The 13,789-nt window shown below is 69.2% G+C and carries 12 protein-coding genes; 5 read left to right on the forward strand and 7 right to left on the reverse strand.

Annotated elements, in window-relative coordinates:
* Positions 1 to 996 (forward strand): adenosine deaminase, encoded by a 996-nt coding sequence (locus ACRYRV_RS15660; RefSeq protein ID WP_444984519.1) that lies wholly within the window; start codon positions 1 to 3, stop codon positions 994 to 996.
* A gap of 103 nt (positions 997 to 1,099) precedes the next feature.
* Here ACRYRV_RS15660 and ACRYRV_RS15665 read toward each other — a convergent pair whose 3' ends face one another.
* Complete coding sequence (locus ACRYRV_RS15665; RefSeq protein WP_253443028.1) at positions 1,100 to 2,089, reverse strand: cytochrome-c peroxidase; 990 nt, start codon at positions 2,087 to 2,089, stop codon at positions 1,100 to 1,102.
* Positions 2,090 to 2,329: 240 nt separating this feature from the next.
* Between ACRYRV_RS15665 and msrP the strand changes: the two genes are divergently transcribed.
* The 3 genes from msrP to ACRYRV_RS15680 are packed head-to-tail and all read left to right on the forward strand — an operon-like array spanning position 2,330 to position 4,280.
* On the forward strand, positions 2,330 to 3,295 hold the full coding sequence (msrP, locus tag ACRYRV_RS15670; RefSeq protein WP_444984518.1) for a protein-methionine-sulfoxide reductase catalytic subunit MsrP: 966 nt from the start codon (positions 2,330 to 2,332) through the stop codon (positions 3,293 to 3,295).
* A 17-nt stretch (positions 3,296 to 3,312) separates the two neighbouring features.
* A complete protein-coding gene (locus ACRYRV_RS15675; RefSeq protein WP_309637568.1) occupies positions 3,313 to 3,921 on the forward strand; it encodes a sulfite oxidase heme-binding subunit YedZ in 609 nt (202 codons plus the stop codon).
* A complete protein-coding gene (locus ACRYRV_RS15680; protein ID WP_444984517.1) occupies positions 3,918 to 4,280 on the forward strand; it encodes a c-type cytochrome in 363 nt (120 codons plus the stop codon). The genes ACRYRV_RS15675 and ACRYRV_RS15680 overlap by 4 nt, the downstream gene beginning before the upstream one ends.
* Here ACRYRV_RS15680 and guaD read toward each other — a convergent pair.
* The 4 genes from guaD to xdhA form a co-directional block, all read right to left on the reverse strand.
* Positions 4,249 to 5,613, reverse strand: coding sequence for a guanine deaminase (guaD, locus tag ACRYRV_RS15685; protein ID WP_444984516.1), 1,365 nt, complete (start codon positions 5,611 to 5,613; stop codon positions 4,249 to 4,251). The genes ACRYRV_RS15680 and guaD overlap by 32 nt on opposite strands.
* Positions 5,614 to 5,698: 85 nt before the next feature.
* Positions 5,699 to 6,586: a xanthine dehydrogenase accessory protein XdhC gene (xdhC, locus tag ACRYRV_RS15690; protein WP_444984515.1), complete on the reverse strand. Its 888-nt coding sequence runs from the start codon at positions 6,584 to 6,586 to the stop codon at positions 5,699 to 5,701.
* The gene (xdhB, locus tag ACRYRV_RS15695) at positions 6,583 to 9,162 is read right to left on the reverse strand and encodes a xanthine dehydrogenase molybdopterin binding subunit (RefSeq protein ID WP_444984514.1); all 2,580 of its coding nucleotides are present in this window, start codon (positions 9,160 to 9,162) and stop codon (positions 6,583 to 6,585) included. The genes xdhC and xdhB overlap by 4 nt, the downstream gene beginning before the upstream one ends.
* Positions 9,146 to 10,627, reverse strand: coding sequence for a xanthine dehydrogenase small subunit (gene xdhA, locus ACRYRV_RS15700; RefSeq protein ID WP_444984513.1), 1,482 nt, complete (start codon positions 10,625 to 10,627; stop codon positions 9,146 to 9,148). Before xdhA ends, xdhB begins: the two co-directional genes overlap by 17 nt.
* 248 nt (positions 10,628 to 10,875) lie before the next feature.
* Here xdhA and ACRYRV_RS15705 point away from each other — a divergent pair, with 248 nt between their 5' ends.
* Complete coding sequence (locus tag ACRYRV_RS15705) at positions 10,876 to 11,559, forward strand: TetR/AcrR family transcriptional regulator (RefSeq protein ID WP_309636428.1); 684 nt, start codon at positions 10,876 to 10,878, stop codon at positions 11,557 to 11,559.
* Here the strand turns inward: ACRYRV_RS15705 and arsJ are convergent.
* Both arsJ and ACRYRV_RS15715 read right to left on the reverse strand, forming a co-directional pair.
* A complete protein-coding gene (gene arsJ, locus ACRYRV_RS15710) occupies positions 11,531 to 12,748 on the reverse strand; it encodes an organoarsenical effux MFS transporter ArsJ (protein ID WP_444984512.1) in 1,218 nt (405 codons plus the stop codon). The two genes, ACRYRV_RS15705 and arsJ, sit on opposite strands and share 29 nt — an antisense overlap.
* Positions 12,745 to 13,761: an ArsJ-associated glyceraldehyde-3-phosphate dehydrogenase gene (locus tag ACRYRV_RS15715; RefSeq protein WP_444984511.1), complete on the reverse strand. Its 1,017-nt coding sequence runs from the start codon at positions 13,759 to 13,761 to the stop codon at positions 12,745 to 12,747. The genes arsJ and ACRYRV_RS15715 overlap by 4 nt, the downstream gene beginning before the upstream one ends.
* Positions 13,762 to 13,789 lie beyond the last annotated feature (28 nt).

A 13,789-nucleotide genomic window follows, 5' to 3' on the forward strand; every position in this document is an offset into this window, starting at 1 on the left:
ATGCGTGATTTCCTTAAGCGCCTGCCCAAGGCCGAGCTCCACCTGCATATCGAGGGCTCCCTGGAGCCCGAGCTGATGTTTGCCCTGGCCGAGCGTAACGGCGTCGCGCTGCCCTATGCCTCGGTGGAGGAGGCGCGCGCCGCTTATGACTTCAGCGATCTGCAGTCCTTCCTCGACCTCTACTACCAGGGCATGAGCGTGCTGCGCACCGCCGAGGATTTCCACGACCTGGCCATGGACTACTTCCGCCGCGCCCATGCCGAGGGAGTGGTGCACGTGGAGATGCACTTCGACCCCCAGGCCCATCGGATACGCGGCATCGAGCTGCCGGTGGTGATGGAGGGGCTGTCGCTCGCTCGGCGCGAGGCCGAGCGAGAGCTGGGGCTCAGCACGGCGCTGATCATGGCCTTCCTGCGCGACCGCGATGCCGAGGAGGCCATGGCGGTGCTGGAGGAGGCCGCTCCCTACTGGGAGATGCTGGATGCGGTAGGCCTGGACAGCGCCGAGCGCGGCAACCCCCCCGAGAAGTTCGTCGAGGTGTTCGAGCGCGCCGCCCGGCTGGGCATTCCTCGGGTGGCCCACGCCGGCGAGGAGGGGCCTCCCGACTATATTCGCCAGGCCCTGGATCGGCTCGACGTCTGCCGCATCGACCACGGCGTGCGCTGCCTGGAGGATCCCGACCTGGTGGCGCGGCTGCGCGACGAGGGGGTGGTGCTCACGGTCTGCCCGCTCTCCAATGTGCGCCTCAAGGTGGTGGAGCGCATCGAGGCGCACCCGCTGCCCCGGCTGCTGGAGGCGGGCCTGAGGGTCACCCTCAACTCCGACGATCCGGCCTATTTCGGTGGCGGCATGCTGGCCAACTTCGAGGCGTGCCAGTGTGCCTTCGGCTGGGACGAGGCCACCTTCATCCAGCTGGCCGGTACGGCCATCGAAGCGGCCTTCATCAGTGACGCCCGGCGCACCGAGCTGCGTCATCGGCTGGCGGCCTGCTACTGATCCCTGCCGATGTCCGGCGGCACGGCACACGAAAACGGCGCCCCCGTCAGGGGGCGCCGTTAGCGAGAACGAGGGGCGGCAGGCTCGAGCCGCCCTGGCGAGGTTACGGCAGGGCCGGGACCTCGAAGTCGGGCATCTCGCCGGTCAGGGTGTGCAGGAAGGCAGTGATGTTGGCGATGGTCTCATCGTCATACTCACGACCCAGCATCTCCTGGCCCATGATGGCAACGGCCTCCTCCAGGGTCTCGGTGGCGCCATTGTTCATGTAGGGGTAGGTGACGCCCACGTTGCGCAGGGTCGGGGTGCGGAAGCGGTACATATCCGCCTCGTCACCGGTCACTTCAAAGCGGCCCACGTCGGTGGAGCCCGGCACCTGGATGCGGTGGAACATGCTGTCGGTCAGCGCCGGGCCGCGGTGGCAGGCGATGCAGCCGGTGTCCACGAAGGCCACCATGCCGTCCTTCTCCTGCTGGTTCAGGGCGTCGATATCGCCGCGCAGGTAGCGGTCGAAGGGCGAGTTCGGCGTGTTGAGGGTGCGCTGGAAGCTGGCGAGTGCCTTGGCCAGGTTGTCGGCGTTGATCGGGTCCTCGTCGCCGGGGAAGGCCTCGGCGAACTTCTTCTGGTAGAGGTCGAACTCGTTCAGGCGCTCCAGGGCGCTGTCGAGGTCCATGGCCATTTCCACATCGGCCTCGATGGGGCCGAGGGCCTGGCCTTCCAGGTCCGGCTCGCGGCCGTCCCAGAACTGGGAGCCCAAGAAGCCGGAGTTCAGCACGGTGGGGGTGTTGCGCTCGCCGATCTGGCCGTCGTGGCCGGTGGCGCGCGGAATACGGTCCGCCCAGCCCAGCGCGGGGTTGTGGCAGGTGGCGCAGCTGATCACGCCGCTGGAGGAGATGCGCGGCTCGAAGAAGAGCATGTTGCCGAGCTCGACCTTCTCCGGGGTCAGGGAGTTGTGGGCCGGGATCGGCGGGAAGTGGGGCAGTGGCTCGAAGCGGTCGCGGTAGTTGCCGAGCCCGTCGTCGGCCATGGCCGGCGCGGCGATGGCGAGCGCGGAGCCCATGGCAATGGCGGAGGCCAGCAGGCGCTTGGTGGTCATGGTGTTCCCCTCTCTCTTGATTATGATGCTGCGGGTCAGCCGGTCGGCTAATCCATCCTTAACCCTATGCCGCCACCTTAGAGGCATCGGTTGTCGCTAATCAACCTAGTAAAACTGTCGGAAAAGGGCCACCCTTGAGCCAGGTCAAGTTTTGACATTGGTTCACCGTACCGTCTGGACGCTTCACGGTTTTTTCGGGAAGCTGTCGTTTTCTCGATCCTGCGGAGGAGGTCAACGACCATGACCCGCTATCGTTACCCCGCCATCCCCGAGTCGGAGGTCACCCCTCGCGAGCTGTTCCGCCAGCGGCGCCGCTTTATCCAGGCGGGTGCCGCCCTGGGGGCGGCCGCCCTGGCCCCGGGTCTGCTGCTCTCGCCGGCGGCCCACGCCTGGCGTGGGGGCCTAGAGGAGCGACTCGCAGGCGAGCTGCCCAGCCAGTCGCTGGCCGGCGATGAGTCGCTGACCGCGTTTCGCGATGCCACCACCTACAACAACTTCTATGAGCTCGGTACCCGCAAGAGCGACCCCGAGGTCTATGCCCATCAGCTGCGTACCGATCCCTGGTCGGTGACCATCGAGGGCGAGGTGGAGAAGCCCGGCACCTTTGCCCTGGAGGATATCCTCGCCGGCCAGTCACTGGAGGAGCGCATCTATCGCATGCGCTGCGTCGAGGCCTGGTCCATGGTGATTCCCTGGATCGGCTTTCCCCTGGCCGACCTGCTCAAGCGCCATGGGCCCACCTCCCGGGCGAAGTATGTGGTCTTCGAGTCGATCCTCGACCCCGATAACCTGCGCGGCCAGCGGCGTTCCATCATCGAGTGGCCCTATCGTGAGGGGTTGCGCATCGACGAGGCGATGCACCCCCTGACCCTGCTCTCCGTGGGGATGTATGGCGAGGTGATGCCCAATCAGAACGGCGCCCCGATACGGCTGGTGGTGCCCTGGAAGTATGGCTTCAAGAGCATCAAGTCGGTAGTGAAGATCCGCCTGGTGGAGGAGCAGCCCAGCACCTCCTGGATCGACCAGAACCCCAGCGAGTACGGCTTCTATGCCAACGTCAATCCCGAGGTGGACCATCCGCGCTGGTCCCAGGCCCGGGAGCGGCGCATCGGCGAGAGCGGGCGTCGCGAGACCCTGATGTTCAACGGCTATGCCGATGAGGTCGCCGAGCTCTATGCCGGGATGGACCTGAACAAGCACTTCTGACGCGAGCGAGTCCCTCCATGCTGATGACGCCTGCCGCACGGATCCTGGCCTTTCGCCTGCTGGTGCTGGCCGCCGGGTCGCTGCCCGCCCTGTGGCTCGCCTGGCTCTGGGCCAGCGATGCCCTGGGCGTGGTGCCGGGGGAGGCCGTGGTGCACTTCACCGGCCGCACCGGCTTCACCCTGCTGGTGGCCACCATCGCCTTCAGCCCCGCCTTTCGCTTTACCGGCTGGGTCGGCTTCATGATCGCCCGCCGCCAGATCGGCCTGTGGGCCTTCTTCTGGCTGCTCGCCCACATGCTGGCCTGGATGGGCCTCGACCAGTACTGGGACTGGCCCTGGATTCGCCGCGAGATGGTCGACCTTCCCTATATCCGCTACGGGGCGGCCGCGCTGCTGCTGCTGGTCCCTCTGGCGCTCACCTCTTTTCGCCATACGCAGAAGGCCATGGGCTACACTGCCTGGCACTGGCTGCACCGGCTGATCTATGTGTCGGCGGCCCTGGGGGCGGTCCACCTCTGGGTGCTCACCCGCGCCGACTACCTGATGGCCACGGGTTTTGCGGTCGCCGTGGCGGGCCTGGCCGCCTTTCGCATCCTGGATGCGCTGATCGGGAGACGAGCACGATGAACCGTCATAGTCGCAGGGGAGCAGGGCTTCTTTCGGCGCTGTTGCTGGCCGGCGCCGCCTTGGCCGAGACGAGCCATGAGGCGGACGACGAGGCGATGATCGATCTGGCCTGGGACAGCGGCTGCTTCAACTGCCACGATCTCGACAACACCCTGCGCGGCCCGGCCTGGCGCGACGTGGCCGAGCGCTATCGGGACGACGACGAGGCGCTCGCGCGCCTGGTGGTCACGGTCCGCGACGGCGGCAGCGGCAACTGGGGCGAGGAGCGCATGACCCCCAATCGCCGCGTCGCCGAGGAGGATATCGAGCGCCTGGTGAGCTGGCTGCTCAGCCTGCCCCCGGCCGAGGAGTCGGGTTGAGGTTGGCCCAGGTCGCCGCTTCGCGGCGGTGCTGCAGGCGCCCTCCGGCCCAGGTCTCGGCCACGCTGCGATCATCGCCCAGCATCATCAGCGCGAAGAGCGTCTCGCCTAGGGTGCGGCAACGCGCGGTGCGCCGCGCCAGCAGCGGGGTCGCCTCGGGGTCTAGCACCACGAAGTCGGCGTCCATGCCCGGCGCCAGGCGGCCGATGCGCTCATCCAGCGACAGGGCCCGGGCGTTGCCCAGAGTCAGGCCATGGAAGCCCTGCCAGGCGGTGAGGGGCTGGCCGCGCAGCTGGCCGACCTGGTAGGCGGCCTTCAGGGTGGCAAGCCCCGAGAGGTCGGTGCCGCCGCCCACGTCGCTGGCGAAGGTCACGCCCAGCCCCACCTCGCGTGCCGCCTGGCGGTCGAAGAGGCCGCTGCCCAGAAAGAGATTGGAGCTGGGGCAGAAGGCGAGGTTGGCGCCGCGCTCGGCCAGGCGTGCGCGCATCTCCTGGTCCAGGTGGATGCCGTGGGCGAAGGTGCTGCGCGGCCCCACCAGGCCAGACGCTTCGTAGACCGCGAGGTAGTCGCGGCTGCCGGGGAAGAGCTCCGCCACCCAGTCCAGCTCGCCGGTGTTCTCGGCCAGGTGGGTCTGCAGCCAGAGGCTCGGGTCGTTTCTCAGGATGGCGCCGGTGGCGTCGAGCTGGGCCCGGGTGGAGGTGGGCGCGAAGCGCGGGGTGAGGCTGTAGCCGAGCCGCCCCTTGCCGTGCCAGTCGCCGATCAGTCGCTCGCTGTCGCGGATGCCGCCCAGGGTGTCGTCGGTGAGGCCTTCGGGAGCGTGGCGGTCCATCAGCACCTTGCCGGCCAGCATGCAGAGCCCGCGCCGCTGGCTCGCCGCGAAGAAGGCGTCCACCGAGACCGGGTGGCTCGAGCAGAACACCTGGGCGGTGGTGGTACCGACCCTGAGCATCTCATCCAGAAAAGCCTCGGAGAGGGCGTCTGCGTGCTCGCGGCTGGCGAACCTTAGCTCCTCCGGGAAGGTGTAGTCGTTGAGCCAGTCGAGCAGCTGACGCCCGTAGGAGGCCATGATCTCCAGCTGCACGTAGTGGACGTGGCTGTCGATGAAGCCGGGGGTGATCAGCTTGCCGCGGTGATCGATCACCTCGAGGCCCGGGGGCAGCTCGGGGGCCAGGGTGGCGTAGTCGCCGATGGCCCGGATCCGCCCGTTCTCGAGCCAGAGGGCACCATCACGATGGTGGGTGACGCTGCCCGGGGCGGGGGTATCGGCGTCGCCGGGGTCGGCATCGAAGCTCAGCAGTTCGGCGCGCAGCAGGCGCGAGTCGTTCGTCGTCATTATGGTCGAGCTCATCGATTTGGTGTCACCGGGGCTGATCCGTCGACAGGCCTCCTTTCCCCTCTTCGGCCTGCCCCCGGCGCCCCTAGGTTACGGTGGTGGTGTTGAAGGCGGCTCTGAGCACGGCGGGATCCAGGCCGCGCTGGTCGGGGCGTTCGACGTTTGCCGTCAGCGGCAGGAGCTCGGCGAGGGTGGCAAGCGCAATGGCGTAGGGGGTCTTGTCACCCCCGGTGCCACCCGCTGCCATGCCGATGGGGCAGCGCACCCGGGCAAGCGTCGCCTCGTCATGACCGGCCTTGCCCAGCCGCGAGCGAAAGCTGGCCCACTTGCTGGTCGAGCCGATCAGGCCGAGGGAGGCGACGTCGCCACTGGCGAGCAGGGCATCCACCAGGGTGAGATCCTCGGCGTGGTCGTGGGTCAGCACCAGGGCATGGGCGCCGGGCGGCAGCGCGGCCACGGCGGCGGCCGGGTCGGGGGCGTGGCGGCAGGCGAGCCGCGGCTGCTTTGCCGCCCAGTCGGGGAAGGCCCCCGGGCGGCTGTCGTGCCAGCGCACCTGCCAGGGCAGCGGGGCGGCCAGGCGCACGAGCTCGGTACCCACGTGGCCGGCGCCGAACAGCGCCAGGGTGGTGGCGCTGCCCGGGAAGACCTCGATCAGCACGTTGACGAAGCCGCCGCAGCACTGGCCGCTGCGCCCGCCCAGGGAGAAGGCCTCCAGGCTCAGGCCCCCCTCGGGACGGCCATCGTTGCCTACGAGCCGCGCCCGGGCGGCCTCGATCACCTGGTATTCGAAGGTGCCGCCGCCCAGGGTGTCGAAGACGGCATCGGCGGTAATCACCATGCGCGCCCCGGGCTCCCGGGGCGTGGAGCCGGCGCTGGTCACCTGGGTGGCCAGGGCGTGGGGAGCGCCGTCGCGCTGCAGGCGATGCAGGGCGGCGTGCCAGCTTTCGGGGCGTTGGCCGCCTGCGGTGATCATGGCGTCGCCTCCTCGAAGGCCGGCGGCCAGTCGCTGTGGCGTGAACGCAGCGCCTCGGCGGCCAGCAGCACCCGTTCCGGCGTGGCCGGGGTGTCGAGCCGCGGGGCCTCGCGGTAGTCGGCGAGGCTCGCCAGGGCGTCACGCAGCGCCGACCATACCGAGATGCCCAGCATCAAGGGCGGCTCGCCCACCGCCTTGGAGCGGTAGATGCTGGCCATGGAGTTGGGATGTCCCTCCATCAGCGCGACGTTGAATACCGGGGGCAGGTCGCCGTAGGTGGGGATCTTGTAGGTGGCCGGCCCGTCGGAGATCAGCCGGCCGGCCTCGTTCCACTTGAGTTCCTCGCTGGTCAGCCAGCCCATGCCCTGGATGAAGCCGCCCTCCACCTGGCCGATATCGATGGCCGGGTTCAGGGAGTCGCCCACGTCGTGCAGGATGTCGACCCGGTTCACCTGGTACTCGCCGCTCAGGGTGTCCACGCTCACCTCGGCCACAGCGGCCCCGAAGGCGTAGTAGTAGAAGGGGCGCCCCTGGCCGGTGCCGCGGTCGTAGTGGATCAGCGGCGTGGCATAGAAGCCCTTCTCGGAGAGCGAGACGCGGCCCAGATAGGCCGTCTGCACCAGCTCGCCCCAGGGGATGCGCCGCTCGCTCTCACCAACGCCTGCCACCAGATGCCCCGCCTCCAGGCGCATCGCCTCGCGGTCGAGGGCATAGTGCTCGGCGGCGAAGTCGAAGAGCCGCGCCTTGAGGGTCAGGCAGGCGTCCCGGGCCGCCATGCCGTTGAGGTCCGCGCCGCTGGAGGCGGCGGTGGGCGAGGTGTTGGGCACCTTGTCGGTGCGGGTGGCGGTGATGCGGACGCTCGCGAGGTCCAGTGCTAGCTCCCGGGCCACCACCTGGCAGATCTTGGTGTGCAGCCCCTGGCCCATCTCGGTGCCGCCGTGGTTGATCTGCACGCTGCCGTCGGTATAGACGTGGAGCAGGGCGCCGGCCTGGTTGAGGTGCTTGGCGGTAAAGGAGATGCCGAACTTCACCGGGGTCAGTGCCAGGCCGCGCTTGATCACGGGGCTGTCCGCGTTGAAGGCGGTGATGGCCTCGCGCCGGGCCCAGTAGTCGCTGCTCGCCTCCAGGCGCTCGATCAGCTCATGCAGCAGGCCGACCTGGTCAACGGTCTGGCCGTAATGTGTCACGTCGCGGGGGAGGGCATCCCCCTGGGTGCCGTCGCTCTCGTGGCGATAGAGATTGCGCTTGCGCACGGTGAGCGGGTCCTCTCCCACCCGGCGGGCGATATCGTCCATGGCCGCCTCGATCACCATCATCCCCTGGGGGCCGCCGAAGCCGCGGAAGGCGGTGTTGGAGGCGGTATGGGTGCGGGCGCGATGACCGGTCACCCGGGCCGCGCCCAGGGAGTAGGCGTTGTCGGCGTGGAACATGGCGCGGTCGACGATGGCATCCGACAAGTCCGGCGAGTAGCCGCAGTCGCCGATCACGGTGATCTCGCCGCCCTGAATCACGCCCTTGTCATCTACGCCCAGCCGGTAGCGGTTGTGGAAGGGGTGGCGCTTGCCGGTGACCCGCATGTCGTCGCCCCGGGGCAGGCGCAGCCTGGCCGCGCGGCCGGTGCGCCGAGCGACCAGCGCGGCGATGCAGGCCCAGGGTGAGGCCTGGGTCTCCTTGCCGCCGAAGCCGCCGCCCATGCGCCGCACCTCCACGGTCACCGCATGGAAGGGTATGCCCAGCACTTCGGCCACCAGCTTCTGGGTCTCGCTCGGGTGCTGGTTGGAGGTGTGGACCACCACCCCCTCGTCCTCGGTGGGCGTGACCAGGCAGGCCTGGCCCTCGAGATAGAAGTGCTCCTGGCCGCCCACGAACTGCTCGCCCTCGACGACCTGGCTGGCGCCTCCCAGCGCCGCCTCCCAGTCGCCGCGCTGCTGGATGTGGGTGGGCCTCACGAACTCGCCGCGCTCGGCGGCGACCACCGCATCGAGACTCGCCGGCCGCTCGTCGATCGTGACCAGGCCGGCATCGAAGGCCGCCTTCACCGCCTCCCGGGCGGCGCGGTGGCTCTCGGCGGCCACGGCGAAGAGCACCTGGCCTGCGTAGCTGATCTCGTCTTCGACGAAGATCGGGTCGCCGGGAAAGACCGGCCCGATATCGGTGTGGCCGGGCACCTCCTCGATGCCGACCGTGTCCACCACCCCGGGCAGCGCCCGGACCTGGTCGAGGGCCACGCCGGTCAGCCGGCCGTGGGCCACCGGCGAGAGCGCCAGGGCGACGTGCAGGCAGTCCGCCGGTACCTTGAGGTCGTCGATATAGGCGGCGCGGCCGGTGACGTGCTTGACCGCGCTCTCGTGGGCCTGGGAGTGGCCGGCGCTGCCCGGTGTCTGGGTGTTGCGAGCCAAGGGGCTCGCGCCCTGAATGCGCCCCTCGAGCTCGCGTCTCGCCTCGACGGAGTCGGCGCCGATATCGGCATCCGGCGACTGGGACGTTTCGGCACCGATCGTCTGATCCGGCGCGGTTCCGGGCGCCTTATCCGGCGCGGCACCGGGCGCCTTGGAAAGCTTAGTGAGCGTACGCATGGAGCATCACCTCCCGGTTGCGGTCTTGTGTAGGTGCTTGTTGCTGCCCAATGACAAGGCGCAGCCGCTCCAGCAGGTTGGCGGCGGAGAGCGCGCGGTAATGGGCGCTGCCGCGCACGTCGCTCATCGGCTGAAAATCGTTCTGCAGCGCCGCACGGGCCGCCTGGAAGCAGGCCACCGTGGGTGGCTGACCCTCCAGGGCCGCTTCGGCGGCGGTCGCCCGCTTCGGGATGGCCGCCATGCCGCCGAAGGCGAGGCGCACGTCGCGCAGCACTCCGTCTTCCAGGCGCCAGGCGAAGGCGCCCAGCACCGCCGAGATATCATCCTCACGACGCTTGGACAGCTTCCATACCCTGAGGTGTCGCCCCGCTTCGGGGCGCGGCAGGAAAACGGCGCGGATCACCTCGCCCTCGCGCAGGGCAGTCTTCTTGTAGTCGAGGAAGACGTCGCCGAGGGGCAGCTCCCGCTCTGCCTCTTCAGCAGCATCGCCGGGCCCGGCCAGCCAGAGCCGCCCGCCTAGTGCCAGCAGCACCGGCGGGGTGTCGCCGATGGGGGAGGCGTTGGCGATATTGCCGCCCAGGGTGCCGCGGTTTCGCACCTGAGCGGAGCCCAGGCGGTGCAGCAGGTGGGCGAAGGCGGGGTAGTGCGCCTCGAGCAGCGGTTCGAGGCGCGCGTAGGTCACGGCACCGCCGATCCACCAGCCTTCGCGGCCGTCGTCCAGGGTGGCCTCCTCGATGGTGGTGAGCTCGGCCACCCGGGTCACGTCCACCAGACGCTCGAACCGGCGCAGGCGCTGGGTCACCTCCAGCCAGAGGTCGGTGCCGCCGGCGACGATGGGCGCCTCGGGGTGGCGGCGTCGCTCCTCGACCAGCTCGGCCAGGGTCGCGGGCTGCACAAAGGCGCTATCGGCCGCGGGTTCCTGGGTGGGGGCGCTGGCATCCACGGCGAGACCCAGCCACTCGGGGCGCACGTAAGGATGCTCCCCCATGGCGAGTGCCGCGTCGCGGATCGGGCGATAGCCGGTGCAGCGGCAGAGGTTGCCGCCCAGCGCCGCTTCGAGCCGCTCGGGGGTCAGCGGAGCGGGCCTCTGCTGCTGCTCCTCATGCAGGGTAAAGAGCGACATCACGATGCCCGGGGTGCAGAAGCCGCACTGGCTGGCGTGGCAGGCCACCATGGCGGCCTGGGCGGGATGGAGAGCCTCGCCTCGTGCGAGCCCCTCCACGGTGACCAGCGAGCGGCCCTTGAGCTGATGGGCGGGGGTGATACAGGCATTGGCGCTGTGATAGCGCACCCGGCCGTCGGGGCCGGCCTCGCCGATGGCCACGGTGCAGGCGCCGCAGTCGCCGGTGGCGCAGCCCTCCTTGGTGCCGGTCTGACCGAGGGAGTCGCGCAGCAGCTCGAGCACGCTGGCGTCGGGCGCGGTCTCGCACCGGCGGGGCTGCCCGTTGAGCAGGAAGTCGATCATGGCGTTGTCTCTATTATTGATCGCCGAGTGTCGCGTCCCGTCAGGGTAGCGAGCTTGTTGACCATCTGGTCAGGTTGTTTTCAGCATGGCCAACGCTGGCCGACTTTGCAAGCGTGGGAGGCGCAAGGCGCCTTTCGCTATCGCGCACTCGGTAACAGCGATAGCCCTGGGAAAGCCCTGCCCGCCGTTGCATGCACCGCCGCGGTGCGGCACTCTCGGCTGAGACCACTGGCACAGGGAACGGGTAGATGACAGAAGTCGCGAGTCCGGCGGCGACACGCCGTGAGCGGGAGAGGGGGGAAGCCGGCGGCGCGACCCGCGAGCGCAACGAGCGCGAGATCCTCGCCGCGGCGGAGAAGATCTTCGCCGCCCACGGCTATCGCGGCGCCAGCGTCCAGGCCATCGCCGAGGCGGCGGGGCTGCCCAAGTCCAATGTGCTCTACTACATGGGTAGCAAGCGCGGTCTCTATGTGCGGCTGCTGGAGCGGATGATGGCGCGCTGGAATGCGCTCTTGGACGATATCTCGGTGAACGATGACCCCGCCGAGGTGCTGGAGGCCTTCATCCGCAGCAAGATGGCGCTCTCCCGGCGCCACCCGGAGGGCTCACGGCTCTTCGCCGCCGAGATCCTCGCCGGGGCCCCCTTCCTGCAGGAGTACCTGAGCGGCGAGCTGCGCGACTGGGTGGAGGAACGGGCGAGGATCTTTCGCCAGTGGGCCGAGCGCGGCCTGATGGACCCGGTGGACCCCGTCTGGCTGATCTTCCTGATCTGGTCAGCCACCCAGCACTATGCCGACTTCGAGGCCCAGGTGCTGGGTATCACCGGGCGCGACGAACTCGGTGATGCCGACGTGGAGCAGATCACCGCCTTTCTGATCCGGGTGATCCTCAAGGGGTGCGGTCTCAAGCCTCCTTCGGCAGCGCCAGGCTGATCAGCACGGTGGCCGCGAGCAGGGCGCTGGAGACCCAGAGGGTGGCGGTCAGCCCGCCCGTGACATAGAGCCAGCCGGAGAGCAGGGTGCCGAGCAGCCGCCCCATGGCGTTGGCCATGTAGTAGAAGCCCACGTCCAGGGAGACCCCGTCCGAGCGCGCCATGCGCACGATCAGGAAGCTGTGCAGGCTGGAGTTCACCGCGAAGACCGCGCCGAAGAGCATAAGCCCCCCCAGAAGAACCAGATGCGGCTGCATCTCCAGGAGCTGTCCTTCAAGGCCCAGGGCAATCAGCGCCGGCAGGGCGGTAAGCGCCGCGGCCCAGGCGATGGCGGCGCCGCGGCCCGCCGTGCGCCCGGTGATCCTGGGGGCGACCGCCTGCACCGCCCCGTAGCCGATCACCCAGAGGGCCAGGAAGCCCCCCACCCGCCAGCTGTCCCAGCCGAACTGGGTGGCCAGAAAGACCGGCAGGGCCACCACGAACCAGACGTCCCGGGCGCCGAAGAGGCACATCCGCGCCGCCGAGAGGATATTGATGGCGCGGCTCTTGGAGAGCATCTCGCGAAACTTCGGCTTGGCCTTGGCCCGGCCCAGGTCACCGTCGAGGCGCATGAGCGACAGCGCCAGCACCCCGGTGAGCATCACCGCCATGGCGAGTATCGCCCCCTGGAAGCCGATCAGGGTCAGCAGCAGGCCCCCCAGGAAGAAGCCCACGCCCTTGAGCGCGTTCTTGGAGCCTGTGAGCAGCGCCACCCAGCGGTAGAGCGCCTCATGGCCCTCCGTCCCCTGGGGCACCAGGGTCTTGATGGCGCTCTTGGCGCTCATCTTGTTGAGGTCCTTGGCGATGCCCGAGAGCGCCTGGGCGGCCATCACCCAGGGCACGGAGAGCCAGGCTACCGGCACCAGCAGCATGGAAAGCGCCACCACCTGCAGGCCGAGCCCCAGGTTCATGGTGCGGTTGAGCCCGAGGCGCGCCCCCAGCCAGCCCCCCACCAGGTTGGTCACCACCCCGAAGAACTCGTAGAAGAGGAACAGCAGCGCCACTTCCAGGGCCGAGTAGCCGAGCCCGTAGAAGTAGAGCACCACCAGCATGCGCAGGGCGCCATCGGTCAGCGTGAAGGCCCAGTAGTTGCCGGTGACCAGCAGGTACTGGCGGATCTCCCGGGGCAGGGCGGCGACGCGGGCGATCATGCGTCCGCCATCCCCACCTTGGCGGCCAGCTCCGCGGTGCGGCAGGCGTAGCCATACTCGTTGTCGTACCAGGCGTAGAGCTTCACCTGAGTGCCGGCCACCACCATGGTGGAGAGGGCATCGACGATGGCGCTGCGCGGGTCGGTGCGATAGTCGATGGAGACCAGCGGGCGTTCCTCGTAGCCGAGGATCCCGGCGAGCTCGCCCTCGGCGGCCTCCTTCAGCAGGGCGTTGACCTCCTCCTCGGTGGTCTCGCGGGCGACCTCGAAGACCATGTCGGTGAGCGAGGCGTTGGCAAGCGGCACGCGCACGGCGTGGCCGTTCAGCTTGCCTTCGAGCTCCGGGAAGATGGCGGTGATCGCCTTCGCCGAGCCGGTGGTCGTCGGGATCAGGCTCATGCCGCAGGCCCGGGCGCGTCTGAGGTCCTTGTGGGGGGCATCCAGAATCGTCTGGGTGTTGGTGATGTCGTGGATGGTGGTCATGGAGCCGTGGCGGATGCCGAGCGTCTCGTGGATCACCTTGACCACCGGCGCCAGGCAGTTGGTGGTGCAGCTCGCCGCGGTGACGATGCGATGCCGGGCCGGGTCGAACAGATGGTCGTTGACCCCCACCACCAGGTTGAGCACGCCCTCGTCCTTTACCGGGGCGCTCACCACCACCCGCTTGACCCCCTGCTCCAGGTAGGCCTGGAGCCTGTCGGTGGTCTTCATCTTGCCGGAGGCCTCGATCACCAGGTCGCAACGGGACCAGTCGGTGGCCTCGATCTCGCGGTTGGCACTGAACGCGATGCGCCGGCCGGCCACGGTCAGGGAGGAGTCGTCCGCCGTGATATCATCGCCGCCGCCGGTCCACTGGCCGTGCACCGAGTCGAACTGCAGCAGGTGGGCGAAGGTGGCGGCGTCGCCGCCCGGGTCGTTGATCTGCACGAACGCGAGGTCCGGGTTCGTCCAGCCGGCGCGCAGCGCCAGGCGGCCGATGCGGCCGAAGCCATTGATGCCGATCCTGACCGTCATGGGAAACTCCTGGGAAGTGGCAGGTTGC

The organism is Halomonas mongoliensis, assembly GCF_052496345.1.